Raw genomic sequence first — 25,017 nt, 5'->3', positions numbered from 1 at the left:
TGGGTCTCCTGGAAGAACATCACCCCTCCCTTGCCATCAAAACCGGGATCGGTCATCTCCGGCGGCCATGGCAGTTTATACCGAAGTCACCGACGATGCGCTGGCGGCGTTTCTGGAACGTTATGAAATTGGGCGCGTGGTGGCGTTTCGCGGCATCGCCGAAGGGGTGGAGAACAGCAATTATTCGCTGCGCACCACCGAAGGCGATTTCATTCTGACCCTGTATGAAAAACGGGTTGATCCGGTGGAATTGCCGTGGTTTCTCGGGTTGATGGAGCATCTGGCGGCACAATCCCTCCCCTGCCCGCTGCCGGTGCGGGCGCAGGACGGGGCGAACCTCAATCCGCTTGCCGGGAGGATCGCGGCGATCACCACGTTTCTGCCCGGGATCTGGCCGCGTCGGCCCACGGCGGCGCATTGCGGGCCGCTCGGCGCGGCGCTCGCGCGGCTGCACGAAGCCGGGACCGGCTATGCCGCCGAGCGAGCCAATGCGCTCGGGCCGCATGGCTGGCGTCCGCTGCTCGATCGGTGCGGGGAGAGCGCGGATCGGGTGCAGCCGGGGTGGGGTGTTGAACTCGCGGCGGCGCTTGACCGAATCCTTGCTGCGTGGCCCGAGGATCTGCCGCGCGGGCAGATCCATGCCGATCTGTTTCCCGACAACGTGTTTTTCCTCGATGGCGCGATCTCGGGCTTGATCGATTTCTATTTCGCGGCGACCGACTATTTTGCCTATGATATCGCGGTCTGCCTGAATGCTTGGTGCTTCGAGGCGGATCTGACGTTCAACATCACCAAATCGCGCGCGTTGCTGCGTGGATATCAGAGCATCCGGCCGCTTGCCGCGACCGAGACCGCTGCGCTGCCGGTGCTGTGTCAGGGGGCGGCGATCCGCTTTCTGCTCACCCGGCTGTACGACTGGATCAATACGCCGGATGGCGCGCTCGTGACCCGAAAGGACCCTATGCCCTATTATCGTCGCCTGCGTTTTCATGCTCAGACCCGATCGGCTTCCGATTATGGCCTTTGAATCCGAAAGCATCGTCGAAATCTGGACCGATGGCGGCTGCAAGCCCAATCCCGGTGCGGGTGGCTGGGCGGCGGTGCTGCGGTTCGGCGATCATGAGCGCGAGATTTCGGGCGGCGAGCGCCAGACCACCAATAACCGGATGGAACTCACGGCGGCGGCGGCGGCGCTCGAATCGCTCAAGCGGCCATGCAAGGTGCGGCTGCATACCGATAGCGAGTATCTTCGCAACGGCATCACCCGCTGGCATGCGGGCTGGGTGCGGCGGAACTGGCGCAACGCGCAGGGCGATCCGGTCGCGAATTACGAATTATGGCAGCGCGTGCTGGCGGCCGCCAAGCCGCATACCGTCGAATGGCTCTGGGTACGCGGACATGCGGGGGATGTGATGAACGAGAGGGTGGATGTGCTGGCGACCCGCGCAAGAGACGCTATTGTCGGCGGAGGCCTTTGACCCGGTTAATGTCAGGAGATTGTGATGAACGCCGCTGAACTTCGCGCCGTCCAGGCGCCGCTGAAGCAATCGTATCGCGATGACCCCGCCAGCGCGCGGATCGCGGCCCGTGCTGTCGGGCGGATCGATCAGGGGCGGATCGCCTGTGTCATCGAGTCGCCGCATGGCAGCGTCACGGCGGGATTGCACCCGGCGGCTGGCGGGGATGGGGCACTCGCCTGTTCGGGCGATATGCTGCTCGAAGCGATGGTCGCCTGCGCCGGGGTGACATTGGCGGCGGTGGCGACCGCGATGGGTGTTCCGATCAAAGGCGGCACGATCACCGCCGAGGGCGTCTGGGACGCGCGGGGTACGCTCGCGATCGACAGGACGGCACCGGTCGGGGTGACGGAAATTGCGCTGCGATTCGATCTCGAAACCGACGCCGATGCCGCCACCGTCGAACGCCTGATTGCGAGCACGGAGCGATATTGCGTCATTCTCCAGACGCTACGGAATCCGCCGGAGATATCGGTGGTTCGGGGTGGTCAGGGGTAGGAAGGCTTCTTTTTTGTAAAAAAGAAGCAAAAAACTTTTTTCATCTGGGTCTTGGGCGTTGGAACGGTCCTTTTTTGCTCGTTAAATTATAGAAGTACGGCACTATGTTGTGCGACATTTGCGAATGCCCGACATAGCTGGGCTTGCAGGGCGTCGAAACCGGCGGCGCGGGTGATCAGGACTTCGTTCATGTAGAGAGGCCGGGCGATCTCGATCTGGGCGACGTGGAGTCTCTCGCGTGGCCGACCGTAGTGGCGGGTGACGTAGCCGCCGGCGTAGGGGTCGTTCCGGCGCACACTCAAGCCTTCGGCGCGGAGCTCGCGTTCGATCAGACCGACGACCGAGCGGCCGCAGGCGGTGCCATGGGCATCGCCGAGCACGATATCCGGACCATGGCCGGGCGCGGCGTGGCCGTAGGGCGAGGGCATCGAGTGGATATCGAGCAGGAGGCACGCGCCGAACCGGGATTTCGTGGTCGCCATCAGATCCGTCAGGGCGTCGTGGTAGGGTTGCCAGCAGGTTGCGATGCGTGATTCGGCCTCGGCGAAGCGCAGTTTATGCCGGTAGATCGGCTCGCCGGAAGCGACGACGCGCGCGATGGTGCCGAGGCCGGCAGCGACCCGGGGGCTCGTGGTGTTGACGTGGGGGGGCAGCGCGTCCTCGAACATCGCCGGGTCGAGTTCCCAGGCTTCGCGGTTGACGTCGCAATAGGCGCGGGGAAATCCGGCGGCGAGCAACGGCATGCCGAGGGATGGCGCGCAGGCGCAGAGTTCATCGACGAAACTGTCTTCGCTCTTGCGCAGCGCACGGGCGTCGAGCCGGGATTCGGCGATGAAGGCGGCGGGATAGAGGTTGCCGGAATGAGGTGAGGCGATCACGACCGGACTCGTCTGGCGCGCGGGACGACGAATGGTGAAAGCGGTGGCGACCGGCGCTGAGGCGGCGGGATCGTGCATCCCGGTTTGCGGCAGATCGGGGGTGGTTACATCCATGGCCATCTCTGGCGATCATAAAGCCGATGCAATCCGGTGCGGTCAATGATATGTCAGCCGAACCTCACATGAACGTCCGGGAAGGACAGGCAGATGCCCGATATACTGGTGGTCACCGTCAATGAAGTGGCAAATGCCCGGATCGATCGCGTGATCGGGCCGGTATTCGGCACATCCATTCGAAGCCGGACGATCGTCGGCAATTTTCTCGGTGGTATCCGCGCGGTGTTCGGCGGGGCGCAGGGCGGTTACATCGCCATGGTCAATCAGACCCGGGACGAGGCGCTCGAAGCGCTGAAGGCGCATGCCGCCGCGCTCGGGGCGAACGCGGTGATCGGCATGCGCTTCGATTCAGGTGAATTCGATGCGGGTCAGGGTCAGGCGATGAACGAGGTTACTGCCTACGGAACGGCGGTGATCCTCCATCCGATCAACTGACGATCGCCCGACCCTGACCATTCAGCGAACGGGATCAATCGTGGGCGGTGGGGGCCGCGCCCGATAGTCCGGCGTCGCTGAGCAGTTGCCGGCGGAGAGCGGGGTTGCTCTGTGCCGAGGCGAGGACCTGATTGTACTGGCCGACCGACAATCCGTGTGACGTGATCGCTGATACGGCCTTTTGCTTCGCGCGCGCGACGATCTGCTGTTTGGTTGCCGGATTGGTTGAGGCCGTCAGTTTGGCAGCATAGCGCTGGTTGATCGCCATCACGTCGTGCATGGCGCGCCCGGCCCTGGCGATGGTCGCGCTCGATGCCGGGCCAGCCGGCATCATGGTACCCGAGGATGTACCGGGCGTGGTTCCCGGCGCCATGGTCTGCGCGAAGGCGGGAGCGGCGATCAGGGTTGCGGCCAGCAGACCCGCGCCGAGCCGGATTGATGAAATGGTTGCGTTACGGTGTGCCATGAACGACCTTTCGTTGATGGAACGCCCCACTGCAGGACGCTTTCATCACGAAGAGATGAGCAACGATCCTGCGGGTTCAAATTGCAATTAGGCCATGCGTTCGCAATGTCGCCCTTGTCATGCCGCCTGTGACTGGCCGATGATCCGCTGGAGATTGGCCACGATGTCCCGCGCCGCCGCGAGCCGGGCGGCCACGTCCATCTCGCGCGCGAGGACCAGCTTGTGGTCGGGTCGGAGCCGCAGGACGCCGGCGCGGGTGGCGAGCCAGGCGATCAGCCCGCCGGGATTGGCAAAGGAATTGCCGCGGAAGCCGATGACCATGCCTTTCGGCCCGGCTTCGAGTTTCTCGATGCCGATTTCGCGGCATGTGCGTTTCAGGGCGACGGTGGCGAGCAGATTTTCGACTTCCGGTGGCATCGGGCCGAAGCGGTCGACCAGTTCGGCGGCGAGCGCCTCGCTCTCGGCATCGGTGCCGAGCGACCCGATCCTGCGATACAGGCCGAGGCGCACCGGCAGATCGGCCACGTAGGTTTCGGGGATCAGCACCGGCAGGCCGAGGCTGATATTCGGCGTCCAGTCCCGGGCGCGTTCGCGCTCGCCCGTGCTGCCGGCGGCGCGCAGATCCGCCACGGCGTCCTCAAGCATCTGCTGGTAGAGTTCGATGCCGATTTCGCGGATATGGCCGGATTGCTCATCGCCCAGGAGGTTGCCGGCACCGCGCAGGTCGAGATCGTGCGAAGCGAGGGTGAAACCGGCTCCGAGGGTATCGAGCGTCTGCATGACTTCGAGCCGCTTTTGCGAGGAGGCGGCGAGTTTGTGGGATGCGGGCCAGGTGAGGTAGGCGTAGCCGCGCTGCTTGCCGCGCCCGACCCGGCCCCGGAGCTGATAAAGCTGGCCGAGGCCGAACAGGTCGGCGCGCCAGATCAGGATAGTGTTGACCGCCGGCATGTCGAGGCCGGATTCGATGATGTTGGTCGCCAGCAGGACATCGTATTTGCCCTCGCTGAACTCGGTCATCACCCGTTCGATCTCGGTGGGCGCGAGGCGGCCATGGGCGGTGGCGCAGCGGAGATCGGGGGCGATTTCGGCCAGACGCTCGCGCATCCGGTCGATATCCTCGATATGGGGAACCACGCAGAACAACTGGCCGCCGCGGAAGCGTTCCCGCGCGATGGCTTCGCGGATCACCAGCGCGTCCCACGGCATGATGAAGGTGCGCACCGCGAGGCGATCGACCGGCGGGGTCGTGATCAGCGACAGGTCGCGCACACCGGTGAGGGCGAGCTGCAGGGTGCGCGGGATGGGCGTTGCGGTCAGGGTGAGAACGTGGACATCGGCCTTGAGCTGCTTCAGGCGCTCCTTGTGAGCGACGCCGAAATGCTGTTCCTCGTCGACGATCAGCAAGGTGAGATCGGCGAAGGCGATCGATTTCGAGAGCAGGGCATGGGTGCCGACGACGATGCCGACCGTGCCGTCCGCCAGTTCCGCACGGGTTTTCGCCGCGTCCTTGGCCGTGACCAGACGCGAGAGTTGCGCCACCTTGATCGGCAGGCCTTCGAAGCGTTCGGCGAACAGGCGGTAGTGCTGGCGGGCGAGCAAGGTGGTCGGCACCACGACGGCGACCTGGGTGCCGGACATGGCGGCGACGAAGGCGGCACGCAGGGCAACCTCGGTCTTGCCGAAGCCGACATCGCCGCAGACCAGCCGGTCCATTGGTTTTCCCGACGCGAGGTCTTCCAGCACATCGGCGATGGCGCGGGCCTGGTCTTCGGTTTCGGTGTAGGGGAAGCGGGCGCAGAACTCGCCGAACGCGCCGTCCTCGGCGGCGAGCAGCGGGGCGTCGTGCAGTTTGCGTTCGGCGGCGATGCGGATGAGTCCGGCGGCCATGTCGCGGATGCGATTTTTGGCGCGTGCCTTGCGGGCCTGCCATGACGCGCCGCCGAGTCGGTCCAGCCCGACGCCGGCGGTTTCGGTGCCGAAGCGCGAGAGCAGGTCGATATTCTCGACCGGGAGGAACAGTTTGTGGTCGCCATCGTAGAGCAGGCGGAGGCAGTCATGCGGCGCACCATCGACGCTGAGGGTGACCAGCCCGTCGTAGCGACCGATGCCGTGTTCCTGATGGACGACCAGATCGCCCTCGGCGATTTCGGTGGCATCCGCGATGAACTGGTCGGCCCGCTGACGGCGGCGGGGCGGACGGGCGATGCGGGCGCCGAGCAGGTCCTGTTCCGCGACGATCGCGAAATCATCGGCGACGTAGCCGCGTTCGAGACCGAGCACGGCGAGCAGGACGGCGTCGCCCTGCGCGATCCGGGCTTCGGCGGCATTGTCGATCGGGATCGAGCGCATGCCGTGGTCGCGCAGCAGGGCGGCGAGCCGGTCGCGCGAGCCGGTGCTCCAGGCGGCGAGAATCACCTTGCGGCCGGCTTCGCGCCAGCGCACCGCCAGCGACTTGAATTCGTCGTAAACCGAGACACCGGACTGGCCCGCCGCCAGGATTGCGCCGGGGCGTCCACCGGCTTCGACGCCTGTGGCACCATCCGGCTTGCCGAAGGGGGAGAATTCGGTGGCCTGGCGCGAGGACAGGAGCCGGGTGAAGGTGGTCTGGTCGAAATAGAGCAATTCCGGCTTGATCGGCCGATAGGGCAGTTCGCCAGGGCGGGCGGGGGCCAGACGGGCCTGATAATGGTCCGCGATCATTTCGAAGCGCGCGGCGGCGGCGTCTCCGGACTGGTGGTCGAGGCTGATCGCCGCGTTGGGGACGTAGTCGAATATGGTTTCCATCGCACCCGCGAAGAGCGGGGCGAAATGCTCCATGCCGGGTTGGCGGCGGCCCTCGGAAATGGCGAGGTAGGTGGGGTCTTTCAGGGCATCGACGCCGAACGCCTCGCGGAACCGGGTACGGAACCGGCTGACGGAGTCTGCATCGAGCGGGAGTTCGGAGGCGGGGCGGAACACCAGCGAGGCGACCGGCTCGCCGCTGCGCTGGGTCCCCGGATCGAAGCGGCGGAGGGTTTCCACCACGTCGCCGAACAGGTCCATCCGGGTCGGAGCGGATTCGCCGGAGGGCCAGACATCGAAAATGCCGCCCCTGATCGCGAAATCGCCCGGCTCCATCACGGTGCCGACCCGGTGATACCCGTGCTGTTCGAGGAAACGCGCCAGTTCGTCGGGCGCGACCGATGCCCCCGGGGCGATGGCGAAACTCGCCCCCTTGAACTGGCTGCGGGGCGGGGTGCGCTGGACCGCCGCGTTGATCGTGGTCAGGACGATGCGCTGCGATGTCGCTGGATCGAGCAGGCGCGCCAGAGCGGAGACGCGCTCGGCCATGATCGCGGGATTGGGCGAGACGCGGTCGTAGGGCAGACAATCCCAGGCGGGGAACCGGATGATTTCGGCATCCGGCGCAAAGAAGCCCAGAGCGTCCGCGATGCGGGCGAGACGGGCATCGTCGCGCGCGATGTGAAGCACGACGCCGGCTTCTGCGGCGCGGCGGGCGATCAGCGCGGCGTCGAACCCTTCGGGCGCGCCATAGACGGTCAGCAGGCTCATCGTCCCTGCTTGCTCTGCGCCACTTCGGCGGCCTGCTCGCGGATGCTGCGGAGCATGGGGGAATCGGCATCGTCCGGAATCGGCAGGCGGCCGGTGAGCCAATCGGCCAGTTCGGCGTCCGGATGTTCCATCACGGCTTCGAACGCATCGAGCGCAACCTCGTCCATCGTTGCGATGTGCTTATGGGCGAAGCCGCCGATGACCAGATCGTTCTCGTAGGTGCCGCGATGGGTGGCGCGATAGAGCAGGCGGCGGCGGCGTTGGAGCAACGCGTCGGTCGGATCAGGTTCCATGATGACTTGCGATATAGAGGAGGGCCGCGCCACTGTCAGCCCGTGACGACAGATCCTGCCGATTCGCTCGCATTTTTCCGCGCGCCGCTGGACAGCCTGCCCGGACTCGGGCCGAGGCTGTCGGCGCTGCTGGCGCGCGCGGTGGGCGGGGCGACGATCGGCGACCTGCTGTTCCACCTGCCGGAGCATTTCATCGACCGGCGGGAGCGGTATCTGCTCAAGGATGCGGTGGCCGGAACGGTCGGCACCTTCACGGTCGAGGTGATGCGTCACGACAAGGGCGACCGGGCGAAATCGCCGCATCGGGTGGTGATCCGCGATGCCAGCGGGTTCGGCGAGATCACGCTGTTCCATGCCGCGCGGCTGGTTCAGTTTCCGGTGGGGGCGAAACTGACGGTTTCGGGCAAGGTCGAGCGGTTCAACGACCGGGCCTCGCTGCCGCACCCGGACTATGTGGTGCCTGCTGCCAATGAGGCGGGGTTGCCGCTGGTGGAACCGGTCTGGGGGCTTACCGCCGGGCTGGTGCCCAAAGTGGTGGCGCGCGCCATGAACGGCGCCCTCGCGCGGTTGCCGGATCTGCCGGAATGGCAGCAGGCCGGGGTGTTGCGAAAAGAGGGATGGCCCGGATTCGGTGTCGCTCTGCGCGCTTTGCAGGCACCCACGGATATCCCCGATGACAAGCCGGCTCGGCGCCTTGCGTATGACGAACTGCTCGCGCGCCAGATTGCCTTCGCCTTGATCCGCCGACGCCGGCGCAGGCGACCGGGCCGGTCGTTTTCGGGCGGAGAAGATTTGCGGCAGACCGCCCTCACCCGGTTCGGCTACCAGCCGACGCCTGCTCAGGCGGCGGTGCTGGCCGAGATCGACGCCGATCTGGCCGCACCGCACCGGATGCTGCGGCTGCTTCAGGGCGATGTCGGCTCGGGCAAGACACTGGTGGCCGTGCTCGCGATGCTGCGGGTGGTCGCAGCGGGGGCGCAGGCGGCGCTGCTGGCCCCGACCGAGCTTCTGGCGCGCCAGCATTTCGCGACGCTTTCGAGACTTTGCCCGGTGCCGGTGGCGTTGCTGACCGGATCGCTCAAGGCGGCCGAGCGGCGGCGGACGCTGGCGGGGATTGCCGATGGAACGATTCCGATCGTGATCGGCACCCATGCGATTTTCCAGAAATCGGTCGCGTTTCATGATCTGGGTCTGGCGGTGGTGGACGAGCAGCATCGGTTCGGGGTCGATCAGCGGTTTGCGCTGGGCGCCAAGGGGACCGCGACCGATATGCTGGTGATGACCGCGACACCGATTCCGCGCACGCTGCTGCTGTCGCATTGGGGCGAAATGACGATCAGCCGGATCACGGACAAGCCCGCCGGGCGCACCCCGATCCGCACCTCGCTGCATCCGGTGGGCAAGATGCCGGAGGTGATCGAGGCGATCGAGCGGATGATCGGTCAGGGCGGGCGGGTTTACTGGGTATGTCCGCTCGTTTCGGAAAGCGAGATGCTCGATATCGCCGCTGCGGAACTGCGTTTTCAGGCGCTGGCTGAGCGGTTCGGCGACCGGGTGGCGCTGGCGCACGGGCGGCAGCCGATCGAGGTACGGAGCGATGCGCTGATGCGGTTCGCGCGCGGGGCGGTGGATATACTGGTATCGACGACGGTGATCGAGGTCGGGGTCGATGTGCCGGATGCGAATGTGATGGTGATCGAGCATGCCGAACGGTTCGGTCTGGCCCAGCTGCATCAGTTGCGCGGGCGGGTCGGGCGCGGGAAGGCGGCGAGTTTCTGCCTGTTGCTGCATGACCGGCTGAGCCGGACCGGGCGACGGCGGCTCGCGATCCTGCGCGAGACCGAGGACGGATTCCGGATTGCCGATGAGGATTTTTCGCTGCGCGGCGGCGGGGATATTCTCGGCGCGAAGCAATCCGGCCTGCCGGGGTATCGGCTGGCGGATGCCGAGCGGGATGCCGATTTGATTCCGATGGCGCATCAGGATGCGGCCATGCTGATCGACGCCGATCCCGGATTGGCGGGCGAGCGGGGGCAGGCCGTGCGGCTCCTGCTGCATTTGTTCGATCAGGCCCGCGCGATCCGCGCGCTGGTGGCGGGATGAGCCGGCGTTATCCCGATGCGCCGCTGGTGGGGATCGGGATCGTCGTGCTGCGGGGCGATGAGGTGCTGCTGGTGCGGCGGGGCCAGCCGCCGGCGATGGGGGCGTGGAGCCTGCCGGGCGGCGGCCAGGAACTCGGGGAGACGGCCGAGGCGGCGGCGCGGCGGGAGTTGTTCGAGGAAACCGGCCTCAAGGTGGGACCGTTATGGCTGGCCGGAACCGTCGATTCGATCCACCGTGATGACGCCGGGCGCATCGAGTATCATTACACCATCATCGATTTTGCCGCGGATTATGCCGGGGGCGAGGCGCGGGCGGGCAGCGATGTCGCGGCGATCGCCTGGGTGCGGACTGCGGCATTCGAGGCTTACGGATTATGGGACGAGGCGGTGCGGATCATCGGCCTCGCCCGCCTCCTCCAGATCGGGCGTGGTGCGAATCCGGCTCTGGAGTAGCTCGCCCTTGCTTTCCAGCACCGGGTAGGCGGCGGCGGCGACAAGGTGGGTGTTCACCCGCTTGAGGTCGCGCAACATGTCGAGATGCAGCGAACTGGTTTCGGCGGAATCGGGGCGGCCTTCGCGAAGGCGCTGGAAATGCGCTTCGGTGGCATTGGCCTCGATGGCGCGGAACTCCTGCTTTTCGGCGGCGAGGCGGCGGGCAAGACGGGCATCGTCCAGGACGAAGAGTGCGGCGGCGGTGCGGATATTGGCGAGCAGCCGGTCGATCGCGCCGAGCAGCTCGGCCTGGCCCTGGGGGGAAAAGTCGAGACCGCGTTTGATTTTTTTCGAGATCAGCCCGAGCAGGTTGCGGTCGATGACATCGCCGGCGGATTCCAGATTTGTGGTGAAGCGGAGAATTTCCATCGCGCGCTTGTGGTCCTGATCGGTCATCGCGGCCTGATCGAGACCGACCACATAGGTTTTGATGGCGCCGTTCAACCGGTCGAGCACATCGTCGAGCAGTTTGGTTTCAGCAAGCTGCCGCCGGTCGCCCTTCTCGACGAGCTGGCGCAGGCCGGACAACATGGACTCGAGAACATCGACGAGCCGCAGGGCCTCACGCGCGGCACTGCCGAGGGCGATGAACGGGGTTTCGGCGGCCGAGGCATCGAGGTAGCGCGGGCGGGAGGGATCGGCCGGGTTGATCCGCGAGGGCAGGAGGCGGCGGAGCAACGCGGCGTATGGGGTGAGCAACGGAAAGAAGACCGCAGCAAGACCGAGGTTGAACAGGGTATGGAAATCGGCGACCGCGCGCGCCGGGTCGGGTTCGATGCGGCGCATCCCGTTCGCGATCCACGGCAGGAGCGGCATGACGACGGCGACGCCGAGCAGCCGGTTGAGCAGATTGCCGAGCGGGAGGCGGCGATGGGCGGGATCGTCGCCGGTAGCCCCTTCGACCAGCGGATTGATCGCGGTGCCGATATTGGCACCGAGGACGAGGGCAAGGGCCGCTTCGACCGGGATGGCGCCGCGCGTGGCGAAGGACATCACCATCAGCACGATCGCGACCGAGGAATGGGCAGCCCAGGTGAGGAGTGCGGCGATGATGACGTCGAGCAGGGGATAGGCGGTGATGAAATGCAGGGCGGAACGTAATCCTGCAGTGGCCTCATAGGGACCGAGCAGGCTGAGGAACTGGTGCAGGGCGAGCAGCACGAGGCCGAGGCCGATCAGCACCCGGCCGAAATCGCGCGGGCCCTGGGTCATTTTGCGGAACATCGCGACGCCGGCGAGGATCAGGATCGGCGCGACCGCCGTGACGTTGAAGGACAGGATCTGGACGATCAGGGTGGTGCCGACATTGGCCCCCAGCATCACCGCCAGGGCGGGCATCAGGCCGACCAGACTGTCGGCGGCGAAGCCCGTGACCATCAGGCCGGTGGCGGTGCTGCTCTGCAGGATCGCGGTGACGCCGATGCCGGCGAGGAAGGCGGAGCCGCGGTTGCGCAAAGCGGTATCGAGGAAGCCGCGGAGACGCGCACCGAAGGCGCGCTGCACCCCGGTCTGCACCATGCGGATGCCCCAGAGCAGGAGAGCCACCGCACCGGCGAGGTCGAGCAGGGTGAGGATGATCATCGGGCGATCATAGGTCAGGCCGATGACGGCACAAGAGGTTTCGCCTGGTCAGAATTTGACCTTCACTCCGACCACGCCGGCGATCGGTGCGGCGATGCTGTAGCTGCGCGGATTGCTGAAGCCGGGGTCCTGGGCGACGTAGACGCCGCCAGCCGGGGCGAACGTACCGTAATTATAGTAGGTGGCGTCGGTGATGTTATCGATCACGCCGAAAACTTCGAGCTTGGGCGTCAGGTGATAGCGGGTCGTGAGATTGAGCACGACATATCCGGGCAGCGGCGAGGTCAGATTGGCTTCGTCGCCATAGAGAAAGGTCGAGGTTTGCGCGACGCCCGACAGGCCGACCGACCATTTCGGCGTGACGTCGTAACTGCCGCCGAGCTTGAACAGGTTGCGCGGGATGCCGGGCAGAAAATCGCCCGGCAGGATGGTGATGTTGCCATCGGCATTCGCGGCGGGGTTGTTGGATTGCTCGGTGTAGCTGTCCTGATATGTCGCACTGACCCGCGAATAGGTGAAATAAGCGTGCCAGCGGGAGGCATCGAGGCGGAGGGCGAGGTCGAATCCGGCGCGTTTGACGTTGCCGATATTGCTGAAATAGCCGCTGCCGGTCGGGTTGTACGGCGACTGGAGGAACTCGATGTCGTCGTTGGTGATGGTGTGATAATAATCGAGATCGTAGCTAAAGGTTGAGCCGATCGGGCCGAGGGCGGCGCCGCGCAGCCCGAATGCGACGGTGCGGGCGACGATCTGGCGCAGATCGGGATCGCCCGAGAGAAAATTCGCGAGGGCGCAACTGTCCTGCGGGCTCGCGCAGGAGAGTTCCGCCGGGGTGGGTGCCGCGTTGGCTTCGGAATAGCCGCCATAGATCGTGCTCAACGGGGTGACATTGTAGGCAAAACCGATGGCGGGGTTGAAATGTTCGTAATAGTGACGCCCGGACAGGCCAGCCCCCGGCGCGTTGGGGTCGGGCGGGTCCTGATCGTGCAGAGCGATGTTGGCGATGTTGAAACGACCGCCGGCGGTGATCGATAATTGTTTCGTCAGGTTGAGCGTGTCGGAGAGATAGGCGCCGTAATAGGCGTTGCGGATGACGACGCCGACCGGGACGGTGCCCGGTTCGTCGACCAGATAGCCGGGATTCGGGATGCCGGGCGGGGTGTAATAGACGCGTGAGATCGTGGTTATGCCGCCATCATAGGCGGCGGCATCGTATGTGGTGAAGCCGCCATCGTAGCTGAGCCCGGCGATGATGTGGTTGTGCAGGCCGAATACCGGCGCGGTGTTCGAAATCTGGAGCGATCCGCCATAGCCGTTGGTGTTGGTCGAATTGAGGTCGAGCTCGCCATATTGATAATAGCCTGCGGCATCGGGCCGGGGCAGAAAATTCGGGATCGGCGCGCCGCCACGCATGGTGCTGACCGGATTGCCCGGACCGCCCTGGCAGAGATAACCCGCATCGGGTCCCGGACCGCAGGGAAGGTCGTTGGGGCCGTTGCCGTTGACCAGATGTTCGAGAAGATAATCGTAATAGAGCACGCCCTGGATCGAGGTGGTTTTGCTGATCCGGTCGTTCAGCGTCGCGGCGAGCTTGGCGTATTTGTCGGCGATCAGGTTGGGGCCGGTGAATTGGGCCGCGGGATCGACCGCGAGAATCTGGACCGGCACCGTGCCGGGACCGTTCAGGACCGAGTTCGCCAGCGTCGCGTTGATGTGCAGTGTGGCATGGGTGCCGCGCCAGCCGAGATCGCCATAGAAATTCTGCAGATCGGAGGATTGCAGATCGCGCCAGCCTGCTTCGTGCCGTTCCTGCAGATCGACATAGGCGGCGACATTGCCGTGCCGGACGCCGTATTGAAGGTTGGCGTCGATCTTGCCGAACGAACCGCCGGATAATTCGAGTTCGCCGCCGTGATACGTGAAGCCATTCTTCATCGCGATATCGACGGCACCGCCGAGCGCGTTCAGCCCGAACAAGGGGTTGCCGTCTTCGACGGTGAGGGAATGGATCGCGGCATCCGGCAGGGCGCTCATGATCGCGAGATCACCGAACGGCACATTGAACCGGGCGCCATCGACATAGACGCTGAGACCGGCCGGGGTGCCCTGGATCGGAGAGAGCTCGAAGCCGTGATAGAGGATATTCGGCTGGTAGGGATTGGCCTGGCTGTTCACGAGATTGACGCCGGCGGCCTGGCGGTTGAGCGCCTGAGCGACATTGGCGGTGCCTCCGGCACTGAGGTCGTGACTGCCGAGCACCTGCACCAGGGCGGGGAATTTCGCGATGTTGATGCCGCTACCGGCCAGCGGCGAGGCATCGACCGTGATTTTCCGGATAGCAACGCTCGATGGGGGCGGCGCAGCAACCACCACGACCGAAGCCGGCGGAACCGCCTGCGCATTGGCGTTGGTGATGCCCGACATCGCAGCCACCGTAATGACTATGAATCGCGCATGGCGGGGTGTGGCCAATTTCATGGTCCTGATAAGCCTCGGTTGCCGATAGATTGTCCCCTGACGCCCTGCTACGTCATTGAACTCGTTCGGACAAGCTCTGCGAGAACATTGGTTCCCGTTACGGTACCGTCTCCGATTTCTGCATTGGTGCAATGCACAAATCGGCGGATAACGATCTTTATATCGGCAATGTCCGATATACATATTGGTGCATGACGATTGAAGGCACTCTGGATCCGGCGTGTGGACTGGACGAGGGAATCAAGGCTCTCGCCCATCCGGTACGGCGGGCGATATTGGCGAAGCTGCGCGAACCCGAGCGGTATTTTGCGGCGCAGGCGCAGCCGCTCAGCCTCGGGGTCTGTGCCGGGCAGATCGAACAATCCTGTCCGCTGTCGCAGTCCAGCATTTCGGCGCATCTGGCCGCTTTGCAGGCGGCCGGGCTGATATCGGGGCGGCGGGTCGGTCCCTACGTGTTCTTCAAGCGTGATGACGAGGCGATCGAGCGGTTGCTGGCACTTCTGCGTGCAGCACTCGATCAGCCGGCGTGCAACTCTGAACCTGTGCAATCATCCTGAAAGGCTGATCGATGTCGATTTTGTTCGAACCTCTGAAGGTCGGGGCGTTCACGCTCCGCAACCGTGTGATCATGGCACCGCTGACCCGCGCGCGGGCGGGCGATGTGCGCATTCCGAATGCGCTGATGGCGGATTATTATGCGCAGCGCGCCGGGGCGGGGATGATCCTGTCTGAAGCGATCTCGGTCACACCGATGGGTGTGGGCTATGCGGCGACGCCGGGGTTATGGGCAGAATCGCAGGTGGCCGGATGGCGTTTGATCACCGAGGCGGTGCATCGCAAAGGGGGGCTGATTCTCGCCCAGCTCTGGCATGTCGGGCGGATTTCCGATCCGTTGTTCCTGAACGGTGAACTTCCGGTCGCGCCGAGTGCAATCGCGGCCGAGGGTCATGTCAGTCTGGTACGGCCGGAAAAACCCTATGTGACGCCACGCGCCCTTGCCACGGATGAGATCCCGCCGGTGATCGAGGCGTATCGCGTCGCGGCGGCCAACGCGAAGCTCGCCGGGTTCGACGGGGTCGAGATCCACGGGGCGAACGGCTACCTTCTCGATCAATTCCTGCAGGACAGCACCAATCAGCGGACCGACCAGTATGGCGGCTCTCTGGAAAATCGTGCCCGGCTGATGCTCGAAGTGACCGACGCCGTGATCGGCGTGTGGGGTGCCGACCGGGTCGGGATGCATCTGGCCCCGCGTGGCGATGCACATTCGATGGGCGACAGCGACCGTCTCGGCACGTTCACCTACGTCGCCCGCGAACTCGGGCGGCGGGGGATCGCCTTCATCGCGGCGCGGGAGCACAAGGCGGCGGACTGGATCGGACCGCAGTTGAAGGCGGCGTTCGGCGGGGTCTATATCGGTAATGAAGGCTTCACCAGGGAAAGCGCGGAAGCGGCGATTTCAGCGGGCGAAGTCGATGCGGTCGCGTTCGGCAAGGCCTATATCGCCAATCCGGATCTGGCGGAGCGGTTTGCAGCCGATCTGCCGCTGAACGCCCCGCTGAGTGTCGCGAGCTTCTATCAGGGGGGTGCTGAGGGCTATACGGATTATCCGGTGGCACAGAAAGCCGCCTGATGCGGGATCGGCCGGGGCCTTGGGGCCCCGGTTTTTTCGGGGAGATGGAGCAATGCGGTTCAAGGATCGACGGGTGGTGGTGATGGGCGGCAGCCGGGGTATCGGCCTCGCCATTGCCAAAGGTTTCGCTGCCGAGGGGGCCAATGTCGCGATCTGCGCGCGCGGGGCGGAGGCGTTGGAGGCGGCACGCAAGGATATCGGCAGCCACGGCCGCGCCGTCTTTGCCGCCCGGTGCGACCTCGCGGACGGCGCTCAGATTTCCGCGTTCATCCCGGAGGCGGTTGGCGCGCTGGGCGGGATGGATGTTCTGGTGAACAATGCGTCCGGCTTCGGCATGACCGATGACGAAACCGGCTGGGATGCGTCGTTCCGGGTCGATATCATGGCGATCGTGCGGGCGAGCCAGGCGGCGCGGGAGTTTCTCCAGGCCGATGAAGGCGGCTCGATCATCAATATCGCATCGATCTCGGGGATGCGGGCATCGACGCGCAGCGGGCCCTATGCGGCGGCGAAGGCGGCGGTGATCAATTACACCATGTCGCAGGCGGCCCAGATGGCGCGGCAGAAAATCCGGGTGAATGCAATCTCGCCCGGCGCGATCGAGTTTCCCGGCGGGGTATGGGACCGGCGCAAGCGCGACAACCCTCATCTCTATGAGGCGACACTCGCCTCGATCCCGTTCGGCCGGTTCGGAACCGCCGAGGATATCGCCGATGTCGCGTTGTTCCTTGCCTCGCCCGCCGCGCGCTGGATTACCGGGCAGAATATCGTGGTGGATGGCGGGCAGTTGCTCGGCTGACCTCCGCGACTTCGTGATTGCCCACCCCCCGCATTGCCGTGTTAGGGACGCGATATGGCAACACGCAGCATCGGAGTCGCATTGTCGGGTTCGGGTCTGCTGCTCGGGGCGCATATCGGGGCCCTTCGTGCGGTGGAGCAGGCGGGGTTTGCCATATCGGAAATCGCGGGAACCAGTGGTGGCGCGATCGTTGCCGCGAGCTATGCGGCAGGGGCGACACCGGATGCGCTGGAGGCGATGTATCTCGCCGCCGATTTTCGTGCCCTGCTGCCGTTTCGGAATTACGCCGTCGCGGCGGTGCGGCTGCTGCTGACCAGGGGACTGATCAGCCCGGCACCGTTCGAGGCATGGCTGAGAACGACGCTCGGCGAAATGACGCTGGGACAGACCCGGATTCCCTGCACCATCGTGGCATCGAACCTTACCACCGAGGCGAGCGAGATCTGGCGCAGCGGCACGACCCCGGCCATGAAAATATGGCAGGCGGTGCTGGCCTCCGCCGCGTTTCCGCTGGTGTTTCCCCCGGTGCAGATGAATGGCGCATGGCTGCAGGACGGTGGATTGTTCGATGACATTCCGGTCGATCTGCTCGGCACCACGCCGCGCCTCGGCGTGGTTGTCGGCGGGCGGCCGACGCCGCTGGTGGGCACGCCGAGCCTGATCGGGCTGCTGATGCGGGACATCGAAACGCTGTTTCTCGCCAATTCCGCCCATGTCGTCGATAGTGTTCCCAAGGATTGTACGGCGATCGCTTATGTGGAGGGTGTGGACGTGCCGATCTTCGATACCGCAATCTCGGTCGCCACAAGGCAGAAACTGATCGCCGCCGGTTCCGAGGCCGCGTTGGCGGCGCTGCGGACGCTGGTCGTGTCAAACGCAGCGGCGGCGGCAGACAGAGCCTGAGAGTATTCCGGAAAACCTGAGTTGGACCGCGGGTTCAGTAGTTGAACTGGTATTTCAGCCCGATGCTCTCGCCGTTATTGCTGCCGGCACCGCCGCCGGTTCCCACTTTGGTATCGAGTTTCAGGCCCTTGTAAAGGTTGATCTCGACCTTGGCGGTGGACCCCTGCCCTGTCGCCGACTGGCTGGCCCCGACATAGACGCCGGGGGCAACGTAGCGGCCCGCATTGACTGTGGGCGACGAACTGGTGCTGGAACCCCCGCCGAGTGAAAGTTCATCGAGGCCGAGCGCCTTGCGCACCCCGCCGAGCGGTCCGCCGCCGCTGCCGCCGATCCCCGCGAGCTGGGCGAGCGAGGCGGCCAGCGAAACCGCCTGGAATGCGGACAGGCTCTGCGTGCCCGTGCCATAAAGCAGATGGGACAGCACCTCATCGGAGGGCAGCGTGGGGCTGCTGGAGAGTGAGATTTTCGGAGCGGTCGGCGTGCCGGTGACGGCAAGCGTCGAGGTGATGCCATCCGCGGACGAGTTGGTCGCTTCGAGGTCGAGGGTCGGCATGAAGCCGCCGCCGTTGAAGTCGAAGGTGCCTTTGGTGAATTTGAGGTTCTTGCCCCCGAGCGAGAAATAGCCGCGGATCAGGTGAAAGCCGCCCGAGGGGACCGGGTGCGCCGCGGTACCGGCCAGATGCAGCGCGCCGCCGAGATTGGCGAAAATACCGTCTCCGCGGATAAAGACCTGATTTTTCGCAACGACATTGAGGTCAAGGCCGATCGGCGGTGCCGGAGTCGGCGGGGGCGGCGGTTTGGCACCGGGGCGGATGATGTTGAGCGTGGTGACCGAGGGCGGCAGGCCTTTGGGGATTTCGATGTTGGCGCTGTTGATATCGATGGTGCCGCCGAGGCGCATGGCGGTCGGTGGTGTAACCTGACGTCTGGAAATTCATTTTGGGTTGGGAGTTGGTGCCCTTGCCGGGGCATGCCCCGGCAAGGGCTGTTCATTCTGGTATTCCATGCAGTTGTTCACACCAACATGGAGACCGATGAATGGACGCCAAAAAGGATACGATTATCGAGGCACTTTTGGAACATCTGATCGAAAACGGCGCAGGCGATATCGCCACGGTATTTGCCAGGACCTTCGAACTCGCCATGCAGATCGAGCGCGAACGCTTCCTCCACGCCAGTCACTACGAGCGCAACCCCGATCGTCAGGGTTACGCCAATGGCTACAAGCCCAAGCGGATCGATACCCCGGCCGGGTCGATCACCGTCGATGTCCCCAAAACCGCCGGTCACGTGGGCGAACCCTTCTACCCACAGTCCCTCGAACGCGGCCGACGCTCGGTCCGCGCCGTCATGGTCGCCGTCGCCGAAATGTACATCAAAGGCGTCTCCACCCGCGACGTCGAGGCCGTCATGCGCGAATTCGGCATCGAAAGCCTCTCCTCCGCTCAGGTCAGCCGCGCCAGCAAGCTGCTCGATGACGAACTCGCCGCCTGGCGCACCCGACCCCTCGCCGAGATCCGCTACCTCATCCTCGACGCCAGATATGAAAAAATGCGCGATAATGGCGTCGTCCGCGATGCCGCCGTGCTCTCGGCCATCGGCATCGGACCCGATGAACGCCGCCGTGTCCTCGGCGTCTCGGTCGCCCTTTCCGAGGCCGAAGTCCATTGGCGTGCCTTCCTCGAAAGCCTCCATCAGCGTGGCCTGCGAGGCGTCGAATTCATCGTCTCCGATGACCATGCCGGATTGCACGCCGCACGCCGCGCCGTCTTCGGCGCCGCACACTGGCAACGATGCCAGTTCCACCTCGCCCAAAACGCCATCCACCACGCCCCCAACCACGCCATCCGCAAACGCATCGGCGCAGAACTCCGGACCGTCTGGAACGCAAATTCCCTCGCCGCTGCCCAGATCGCTCTCACAACCCTCGTCAATGCCTATCGCGACACCGCACCAAAGCTCGCCGATTGGCTCGAACGAAATATCCCCGAAGGCCTCACCGTCTTCACACTGCCAGAACCCCACCAGCGCCGGCTTCGCACTTCCAACCCCATGGAACGCGGCATCCAGCAGGAACTCAAACGCCGCACCACCAAAATCAGGGTCTTCCCCAACGAAGCCTCCCTCGAACGCCTCGTCAGCGCCGTCCTCGTCGAAATCGATGAAAAATGGGCCGCCGACACCAAGGGCTACATCAAGTGGGACTACCAGGATGCCTGACCCCCGCTCGCCCTATTTTCCAGACATCAGGTTGCTCAATCTGGCGGTCTTGACCGCCCCTGTGATCGAGAGTGCGCCGCCGAGCGATTCGGTGATGACATCGCTCGAAATCGGACCGGCATTGTCGAAGGCGATCCGGATATCGACCGGCATCGGGGCCTGAAGACCGATGGTTCCGTGCCCGGTGATCGTGCCGTGACTGGCGGTGGCGTCGAGATGATCGAGCGTAACGGTCTGTCCGGCGGCGGTGATCAGGGCGCTGATTTTGGTGAGGTTGAGGCCGGATGTGACGTTTTCCACACTGCCCCCGGCGAGGGTGATGCTGCCGGAGGCGCGTGGGGCGGCGGCGGTACCGCGGACGCGCAGGTTCGGCGTGATGACGCCGGTGACGCGGGTGCCCTGGGCTTCGGTGATCGGATCGACCAGACGCAGATCGGTCCGGCCGGTGACCGCGAGATCGATCGCACCGGTTTTGGTCAGCGGGACCGTGCCATCGACATTCAAATCAGCCCGCGTCCCGAGGGTGAGATGGGCGGAACCATGGGCGGATGTGGCGTTGAGGGTTTCATGGGCGGTCAGGTCGGCGGCCGGAAGTGAGGCCGTCGTGCCATTGAGCAGACGCATCCCGGTCGCGGTCAGGTCGATGGTGCCGCGCGGTGTGCGCGGGGTGCCCGAGAGATTGGCGTTGGCGTTGATGATGCCGCGCGCGTCGAGTTTCGGGTCGACCGCGTGAACCAGCGTGGCGGAGACATTCGAAAGGCGGGCGGTGAATGCCATCGGTCCGGTCATGGCAAGCGGTGCGGTGCCGTTGAGGTTGAGGCGGGCGGTACCGAGCGTCGCGGCGATGGTGCCGCGCATGGCGTGACCAAGCAGGGTTTCATTGGCGGTGAGGCTGGCAGGCGGCAGACCCGCGCCGGGGCCGGAGACCACCCCCAGATCGCGCCCGATCAGTCTGACCGTGCCGGTGGGTGCGGTGAGGCTGCCGGTGATATGCGCGTTCGCATCGATCATGCCGTGGGCGGCGAGTTTGGGGTCGGCGGCACGGGCGACCGATGCCGGGAGATTCTGGATTGCGGCAGTCAGGTCAAGGTTGGGGCGAAGGCTGCCATTTGCGGTGATGCGGGCATTGCCGCCAAGACCACCGAGGCCGAGGGCAAGGTGATGCACCTCGAACCCCGGTTTGGCGATAATCGTGGCCGGGCCGAGCAGAGTGGCGGTTACGCCGCGCGCGGCGGCGGTGAGGCTTGCCAGGTGAACGATGCGGTCCTTGCCATCGAGCGTGCCGGCGAGCGCGAGATTGGCGGGTTTGCCCGCGAGGTTGGCGAACCGGCCTTTGGCGGTCACGCCGAGGGCGGCCTCGGTGCCCTTCGCGGTGAGTGCAAGATTGCCGGTCACTTGCGGGGCGCGGAGGCCCGTTATGGTGGCGCTGGCATCGATCGCGGGGTCGGAGTCGATGTGATCGAGACTTGCATTAATGATCGCGTTGGTCAGGCCGATGGAACGCCCTTCGGCGATGTTGGCCGCAGTGAGTTTGATCGTGGCTGGACTGCCGGAGGCATGGGCGAACTCGGCATCGATCGAGCCGGCGAGTGCGATGTTCAGCAATTTGCCGAAATCGGCGAGTTTGGTGATGGCGATGTGCAGGTGACCATCAGGCAGTTTGGCTCCGGGGGCGCGGGTGATGACGCCGTGGCCGGTGAGCGATTTCCAGGTGAGATCGTGGAGCGCGACATCGACGGCACCGGCGGCGCTGCGCGCGAAATCGGCGTCGATCGCGAGCGGCGCATTGTCGAGCGAGCCGCTTCCGGTGATGCTGCCGCGTGGGGCCCTGGGCAGATGGGTCATCGCGATCGCGACCTTGAACGGGCCGGAGGGGATCGACTTCGTCGTGATGGCGCCGGTGATGAGGGTGTGGAGCGTAAGGTCGGTGCGGGGCCCCTGAAGGTCGAGATGCTCGGTCACGTGGCCGGTGAGTTGAGGGTCGATCAGCGTGATATCGGGCTGGGTGAGGTTGCCGTGCAGCGCGATGGTATCGGCATCCACCATCCCGGCGAGCCGCGCGGTGATCGCCGCGGCATCGATCGTGAGGCTATGGATGGTGGTGGTGCCGTCATCGAGCGTGATATCGCCAGCGATGGTCGCCCGCTTGCCGACCAGCGTGGGAATGGGTTTGGCGCCGTTGGTGATTTCGATGGCGTCGTCCACATGGATGTTCGTCGCACTCCCGTTCTTGTTCGCGACCAGATGCAGGACGTTCCTGCCATCGAGCTGGCGGTGTCCGATCGCGGCATACGGGGCGATCTCGGGAATGGTGAGGGTGACATTTGCCGCCGGGGCGACGCGTGACAGATCAACGGTGCCATCGGCATGGGCGTGGAGGGCACCGAGGGCAGCGACGAGGGTCAGTGCCGCGTGGTGACGGGGACCATCGAGGCCGATGGTGACATCGAGCGGACCGGCAAGGGCTTTGTTTGCGGCGATGCCCGAAAGCGTCTCGATCATGCCGCCCTGCGGTTCGTGCAACGCGATTTTGGCGGCGACCGTGCGGGGATCGACCGTCGCGTCGATCGTGTAATGGCCCGGCTGATCGAGCGAGGTCGCACGGAGGGCGACGGCGACATGGGTGAGCGAGGTTGCGACGGCGTGACCTGCGAGGCTCAGCGCGACCGGATGGCCGATCACCGGCTTGCCGAGATCGATGCGGGCGATGTCCAGATGGTCGATGATCGCCGAGCGGACCGGCAGGCTGAACGAGGACTTGGTTTTCGGCTTTTTGGCCGAAGGCACAGGAAGACGGGCGAAGTCGATCCGCTTGGCCGTAAGATCGCGCACATCGACCGCCCGGTGCAACAGAGCGAACGGCGACCAGCGGAGGACGACATCGTCAATCGTGAGATACGTGCCCCTGGCGTCGGAAATGCGGATGCTGCGTGCGGCGATATATTCGGGGAAATGCCCGGCAAGACCGGCGATTTTGACCTCGCCGCCGGTCAGACTGTCGATTTCCCGTGCGGCGAACGACCGCCCTGCCCCGGTGTTCAGAGCGATGTCGAGCGCGAGCACGGCGAGGATCGGCAGGGCGATCAGGATCGCGATGATGATGCCGACGATTTTCAGGGCGCGGCGCATCAGAACGCCTGCCCCAGACCGATATACACCGCTACCGAAGCCCCACCGGGGGGCCGGTTTACCGGGACGCCGACATCGACGCGGATCGGGCCGATGCCGGTGTAATAGAGGAAGCCAAGCCCCACGCCGACGCGCAGGGTGCCGGTGAAAGGCGTGCCGGTGGCGGATACCTGCCCCGCATCGATGAACGGTGCGATGCCGAAATGCTTGCCGATCCGCTGGCGGAATTCGGTTTCGACGGCATCGATGGCCGTGCCGCCTTCGGGGATGCCATCGTAGAATAAGGGCCCGACGGTCTGATAGGTGAAGCCGCGCACGGTGCCGGTGCCACCCGCGTAGAAACGCTGATCGGGCGGGATCTGGAACTGACTGGCCCCGAAAATCCGCCCCACCAGGCCCCGGAGCGCCAACACGCCGCGCCCGGGCGCCTCAAGGTTGATGTAGGTGTTGCCGATCAGTTCGGTGATGGTGAAGGCGGTCGATCCGGCACCCAGAGCCACGGTGGGTGTGACGTGCAACGACACTTTCACGCCCCTGGTCGGGTTCAGCAACGAGTTCGCGGTATCGTAGCGCAGGGTCAGCGGGATCTGACCGAGGCGGTAGCTCCGGCTCACCCCTTCCTGATCGACCTTTTCGAAGATGAACCCGGCCCCGTAATCGACCGACAGATGTTTGGTCAGGATACGGGTGACCTCCGCGCCACCGAGTTCGGCCGTGCGGGAGTAGGCAGGGAGGTATTCCTTCAACGCCTCGATCGTTGCGGTGATCGACTGTTTGCGCGTGAGGAAATCAGGCACCTTGTAGATCGCCTTGGCGTCGTAGCCCGGTTTGATGACATAATTATGCTTGCCGTAGGTGGCGTCTTGGGTCGATCCGGTCCCGCCGATCCCTGTCGCCCCCAACGAGAAGGTCAGGTTCTGTGCCTCGCCGAACAGATCGCGATCCATCCACGAAACATCGGCATCGATCCCGAGATCGGTCGAATAGGACGCGCCGATGGTAACCGCGTGCAGCTTCTGCTCCTTGACCAGAAACGTGACCGGAACCTGTCCGGGGGGATTGGGCGCATCCGCGGTATGGGTCGAGACGGAGGAAAACACGCCGAGGCCGAGCAGGCTGTTACGTGCATCGTTCAGGGCGGTTTCACTGTAGGGCTGACCGGGCCGGAGTTTGATGTGGCGCGCCATGAAGCGGCCATTCATTTTCTGCATCCCGGTGAAGGTGATGCTGCCCACCGCGACATGAGCGCCCATGGTGACAGGGTATTTGATGGCGAGGGTATGGCGCACGGTATCGGCGATCGCGATCGGATCGGACACTTTGGCGAAGGCGTAACCGTCGTTGCGCAACTGCGTTTCAAGCTTGGCGGCGGCACCGATGACCGGGGCTGCCTTGGCCGGGGCACCCACCTTGATGTCGAGCGCCTTGAGCGCGGCGGGGTCGGTCAGGCCCGGCGTTTCAATGCTGCTGATACGATAGAGCGGCCCCTTGTCGAGCGTGACGACGATGCTAGCCGGCGGCGACGCAGGCGCCCGACGCAACAGACGAGGCAAAGCGGGGTCGTTCAACGCATGCCCGTCGATCGTGACATGGGCCGCACCGGAATCGTAACCTTCGCTCTCCATCACCGTGACGAATTTCTTCTGGTCGGCCCCGGCGCGGCCAATCAGCGCGAACGGCCCGATTTTCAGCTTCTTGCGGAGGGTTTCGAGGCTGGAGGTCGCCTTGATCAATTTATCGAGCGATTTGTCTCCGCTCGGCTTGAACGTCACCTTGTAGGGCTGCGGATCGGCCGCGTGCGCGACCGGGATGCCCATGCCGATGAGCAACGCGGTGCCCACGAATGTTCCGATATGCTTGCCCGGAGTGGCAAACCTGCGCTGCGACCGACCATTCATCAGTCCTGAAATGGCGCATAAATTGG

20 protein-coding genes are annotated in these 25,017 nt (G+C 65.0%); 11 read left to right on the top strand and 9 right to left on the bottom strand.

Going from position 1 to position 25,017, the window contains the following annotated elements:
- Positions 1 to 67 precede the first annotated feature (67 nt).
- The 3 genes from SIL87_RS08830 to SIL87_RS08820 are packed head-to-tail and all read left to right on the top strand — an operon-like array spanning position 68 to position 2,015.
- On the top strand, positions 68 to 1,027 hold the full coding sequence (locus SIL87_RS08830; RefSeq protein WP_319613806.1) for a homoserine kinase: 960 nt from the start codon (positions 68 to 70) through the stop codon (positions 1,025 to 1,027).
- Positions 1,017 to 1,478: a ribonuclease HI gene (gene rnhA, locus SIL87_RS08825; protein ID WP_319613805.1), complete on the top strand. Its 462-nt coding sequence runs from the start codon at positions 1,017 to 1,019 to the stop codon at positions 1,476 to 1,478. The genes SIL87_RS08830 and rnhA overlap by 11 nt, the downstream gene beginning before the upstream one ends.
- Positions 1,479 to 1,502: 24 nt before the next feature.
- Positions 1,503 to 2,015: an OsmC family protein gene (locus SIL87_RS08820; RefSeq protein WP_319613804.1), complete on the top strand. Its 513-nt coding sequence runs from the start codon at positions 1,503 to 1,505 to the stop codon at positions 2,013 to 2,015.
- A gap of 86 nt (positions 2,016 to 2,101) precedes the next feature.
- On the opposite strand, the gene SIL87_RS08815 is transcribed toward SIL87_RS08820, so the two are convergent.
- Positions 2,102 to 2,971: an N-formylglutamate amidohydrolase gene (locus SIL87_RS08815; RefSeq protein WP_319615941.1), complete on the bottom strand. Its 870-nt coding sequence runs from the start codon at positions 2,969 to 2,971 to the stop codon at positions 2,102 to 2,104.
- A gap of 129 nt (positions 2,972 to 3,100) precedes the next feature.
- Here SIL87_RS08815 and SIL87_RS08810 point away from each other — a divergent pair, with 129 nt between their 5' ends.
- Positions 3,101 to 3,445 (top strand): YbjQ family protein, encoded by a 345-nt coding sequence (locus SIL87_RS08810; protein WP_319613803.1) that lies wholly within the window; start codon positions 3,101 to 3,103, stop codon positions 3,443 to 3,445.
- Positions 3,446 to 3,479: 34 nt separating this feature from the next.
- Here the strand turns inward: SIL87_RS08810 and SIL87_RS08805 are convergent, their stop codons facing one another.
- From SIL87_RS08805 to SIL87_RS08795, 3 genes are all read right to left on the bottom strand, one after another.
- Positions 3,480 to 3,911 (bottom strand): DUF4168 domain-containing protein, encoded by a 432-nt coding sequence (locus tag SIL87_RS08805; protein ID WP_319613802.1) that lies wholly within the window; start codon positions 3,909 to 3,911, stop codon positions 3,480 to 3,482.
- Between the two features lie 117 nt (positions 3,912 to 4,028).
- Positions 4,029 to 7,463, bottom strand: coding sequence for a transcription-repair coupling factor (mfd, locus tag SIL87_RS08800; protein ID WP_319613801.1), 3,435 nt, complete (start codon positions 7,461 to 7,463; stop codon positions 4,029 to 4,031).
- Positions 7,460 to 7,756 (bottom strand): FAD assembly factor SdhE, encoded by a 297-nt coding sequence (locus tag SIL87_RS08795; RefSeq protein ID WP_319613800.1) that lies wholly within the window; start codon positions 7,754 to 7,756, stop codon positions 7,460 to 7,462. The genes mfd and SIL87_RS08795 overlap by 4 nt, the downstream gene beginning before the upstream one ends.
- Between SIL87_RS08795 and recG the strand changes: the two genes are divergently transcribed.
- Both recG and SIL87_RS08785 read left to right on the top strand, forming a co-directional pair.
- Entirely contained in the window at positions 7,691 to 9,859 is a 2,169-nt protein-coding gene (gene recG, locus SIL87_RS08790) for an ATP-dependent DNA helicase RecG (protein ID WP_405055222.1), read from the top strand. The two genes, SIL87_RS08795 and recG, sit on opposite strands and share 66 nt — an antisense overlap.
- A complete protein-coding gene (locus SIL87_RS08785) occupies positions 9,856 to 10,311 on the top strand; it encodes an NUDIX hydrolase (RefSeq protein ID WP_319613798.1) in 456 nt (151 codons plus the stop codon). The genes recG and SIL87_RS08785 overlap by 4 nt, the downstream gene beginning before the upstream one ends.
- Here SIL87_RS08785 and SIL87_RS08780 read toward each other — a convergent pair.
- Both SIL87_RS08780 and SIL87_RS08775 read right to left on the bottom strand, forming a co-directional pair.
- Positions 10,231 to 11,931: a Na/Pi cotransporter family protein gene (locus SIL87_RS08780; protein ID WP_319613797.1), complete on the bottom strand. Its 1,701-nt coding sequence runs from the start codon at positions 11,929 to 11,931 to the stop codon at positions 10,231 to 10,233. The genes SIL87_RS08785 and SIL87_RS08780 overlap by 81 nt on opposite strands.
- Before the next feature lie 48 nt (positions 11,932 to 11,979).
- Positions 11,980 to 14,355 carry a TonB-dependent receptor gene (locus tag SIL87_RS08775; protein WP_319613796.1) on the bottom strand — a complete coding sequence of 792 codons (2,376 nt, stop codon included), beginning with the start codon at positions 14,353 to 14,355 and terminating at the stop codon, positions 11,980 to 11,982.
- A 245-nt stretch (positions 14,356 to 14,600) separates the two neighbouring features.
- Here SIL87_RS08775 and SIL87_RS08770 point away from each other — a divergent pair, with 245 nt between their 5' ends.
- The 4 genes from SIL87_RS08770 to SIL87_RS08755 are packed head-to-tail and all read left to right on the top strand — an operon-like array spanning position 14,601 to position 17,744.
- Complete coding sequence (locus tag SIL87_RS08770) at positions 14,601 to 14,966, top strand: ArsR/SmtB family transcription factor (RefSeq protein WP_319613794.1); 366 nt, start codon at positions 14,601 to 14,603, stop codon at positions 14,964 to 14,966.
- Between the two features lie 11 nt (positions 14,967 to 14,977).
- The gene (locus tag SIL87_RS08765) at positions 14,978 to 16,042 is read left to right on the top strand and encodes an alkene reductase (RefSeq protein WP_319613793.1); all 1,065 of its coding nucleotides are present in this window, start codon (positions 14,978 to 14,980) and stop codon (positions 16,040 to 16,042) included.
- A gap of 52 nt (positions 16,043 to 16,094) precedes the next feature.
- On the top strand, positions 16,095 to 16,841 hold the full coding sequence (locus SIL87_RS08760) for an SDR family NAD(P)-dependent oxidoreductase (RefSeq protein ID WP_319613792.1): 747 nt from the start codon (positions 16,095 to 16,097) through the stop codon (positions 16,839 to 16,841).
- 54 nt (positions 16,842 to 16,895) lie between these two features.
- On the top strand, positions 16,896 to 17,744 hold the full coding sequence (locus tag SIL87_RS08755; RefSeq protein ID WP_319613791.1) for a patatin-like phospholipase family protein: 849 nt from the start codon (positions 16,896 to 16,898) through the stop codon (positions 17,742 to 17,744).
- Between the two features lie 34 nt (positions 17,745 to 17,778).
- Here SIL87_RS08755 and SIL87_RS08750 read toward each other — a convergent pair whose 3' ends face one another.
- Positions 17,779 to 18,645, bottom strand: coding sequence for a translocation/assembly module TamB domain-containing protein (locus SIL87_RS08750; RefSeq protein ID WP_319613790.1), 867 nt, complete (start codon positions 18,643 to 18,645; stop codon positions 17,779 to 17,781).
- Positions 18,646 to 18,782: 137 nt separating this feature from the next.
- Here SIL87_RS08750 and SIL87_RS08745 point away from each other — a divergent pair, with 137 nt between their 5' ends.
- Positions 18,783 to 19,964 (top strand): IS256 family transposase, encoded by a 1,182-nt coding sequence (locus tag SIL87_RS08745; RefSeq protein ID WP_319612316.1) that lies wholly within the window; start codon positions 18,783 to 18,785, stop codon positions 19,962 to 19,964.
- 12 nt (positions 19,965 to 19,976) lie between these two features.
- Here the strand turns inward: SIL87_RS08745 and SIL87_RS08740 are convergent, their stop codons facing one another.
- Together SIL87_RS08740 and SIL87_RS08735 are read right to left on the bottom strand one after the other, a co-directional pair.
- Positions 19,977 to 23,093: a translocation/assembly module TamB domain-containing protein gene (locus tag SIL87_RS08740; protein WP_319613789.1), complete on the bottom strand. Its 3,117-nt coding sequence runs from the start codon at positions 23,091 to 23,093 to the stop codon at positions 19,977 to 19,979.
- A complete protein-coding gene (locus SIL87_RS08735; RefSeq protein WP_319613788.1) occupies positions 23,093 to 24,991 on the bottom strand; it encodes an autotransporter assembly complex protein TamA in 1,899 nt (632 codons plus the stop codon). Before SIL87_RS08735 ends, SIL87_RS08740 begins: the two co-directional genes overlap by 1 nt.
- Between the last annotated feature and the right edge of the window lie 26 nt (positions 24,992 to 25,017).

This window comes from Acidiphilium acidophilum, from assembly GCF_033842475.1.
GTDB classification, from domain to species: Bacteria; Pseudomonadota; Alphaproteobacteria; order Acetobacterales; family Acetobacteraceae; genus Acidiphilium; species Acidiphilium acidophilum.
Note: the sequence above shows the minus strand (reverse complement) of the source record. Positions and strands in the feature narration are given on the sequence as shown.

Bases quoted from the DNA above. Each gene is read 5' to 3' on its own strand.
- SIL87_RS08780 (WP_319613797.1), bottom strand. From the start codon at position 11,931: ATGATCATCCTCACCCTGCTCGACCTCGCCGGTGCGGTGGCTCTCCTG.
- SIL87_RS08785 (WP_319613798.1), top strand. From the start codon at position 9,856: ATGAGCCGGCGTTATCCCGATGCGCCGCTGGTGGGGATCGGGATCGTC.
- SIL87_RS08805 (WP_319613802.1), bottom strand. From the start codon at position 3,911: ATGGCACACCGTAACGCAACCATTTCATCAATCCGGCTCGGCGCGGGT.
- mfd (WP_319613801.1), bottom strand. From the start codon at position 7,463: ATGAGCCTGCTGACCGTCTATGGCGCGCCCGAAGGGTTCGACGCCGCG.
- recG (WP_405055222.1), top strand. From the start codon at position 7,691: ATGGGTGGCGCGATAGAGCAGGCGGCGGCGGCGTTGGAGCAACGCGTC.
- SIL87_RS08755 (WP_319613791.1), top strand. From the start codon at position 16,896: ATGGCAACACGCAGCATCGGAGTCGCATTGTCGGGTTCGGGTCTGCTG.
- SIL87_RS08810 (WP_319613803.1), top strand. From the start codon at position 3,101: ATGCCCGATATACTGGTGGTCACCGTCAATGAAGTGGCAAATGCCCGG.
- SIL87_RS08760 (WP_319613792.1), top strand. From the start codon at position 16,095: ATGCGGTTCAAGGATCGACGGGTGGTGGTGATGGGCGGCAGCCGGGGT.
- SIL87_RS08775 (WP_319613796.1), bottom strand. From the start codon at position 14,355: ATGTCGGGCATCACCAACGCCAATGCGCAGGCGGTTCCGCCGGCTTCG.
- SIL87_RS08820 (WP_319613804.1), top strand. From the start codon at position 1,503: ATGAACGCCGCTGAACTTCGCGCCGTCCAGGCGCCGCTGAAGCAATCG.
- rnhA (WP_319613805.1), top strand. From the start codon at position 1,017: ATGGCCTTTGAATCCGAAAGCATCGTCGAAATCTGGACCGATGGCGGC.
- SIL87_RS08815 (WP_319615941.1), bottom strand. From the start codon at position 2,971: ATGCACGATCCCGCCGCCTCAGCGCCGGTCGCCACCGCTTTCACCATT.
- SIL87_RS08770 (WP_319613794.1), top strand. From the start codon at position 14,601: ATGACGATTGAAGGCACTCTGGATCCGGCGTGTGGACTGGACGAGGGA.
- SIL87_RS08745 (WP_319612316.1), top strand. From the start codon at position 18,783: ATGGACGCCAAAAAGGATACGATTATCGAGGCACTTTTGGAACATCTG.
- SIL87_RS08750 (WP_319613790.1), bottom strand. From the start codon at position 18,645: ATGCGCCTCGGCGGCACCATCGATATCAACAGCGCCAACATCGAAATC.
- SIL87_RS08795 (WP_319613800.1), bottom strand. From the start codon at position 7,756: ATGGAACCTGATCCGACCGACGCGTTGCTCCAACGCCGCCGCCGCCTG.
- SIL87_RS08740 (WP_319613789.1), bottom strand. From the start codon at position 23,093: ATGCGCCGCGCCCTGAAAATCGTCGGCATCATCATCGCGATCCTGATC.
- SIL87_RS08830 (WP_319613806.1), top strand. From the start codon at position 68: ATGGCAGTTTATACCGAAGTCACCGACGATGCGCTGGCGGCGTTTCTG.
- SIL87_RS08735 (WP_319613788.1), bottom strand. From the start codon at position 24,991: ATGAATGGTCGGTCGCAGCGCAGGTTTGCCACTCCGGGCAAGCATATC.
- SIL87_RS08765 (WP_319613793.1), top strand. From the start codon at position 14,978: ATGTCGATTTTGTTCGAACCTCTGAAGGTCGGGGCGTTCACGCTCCGC.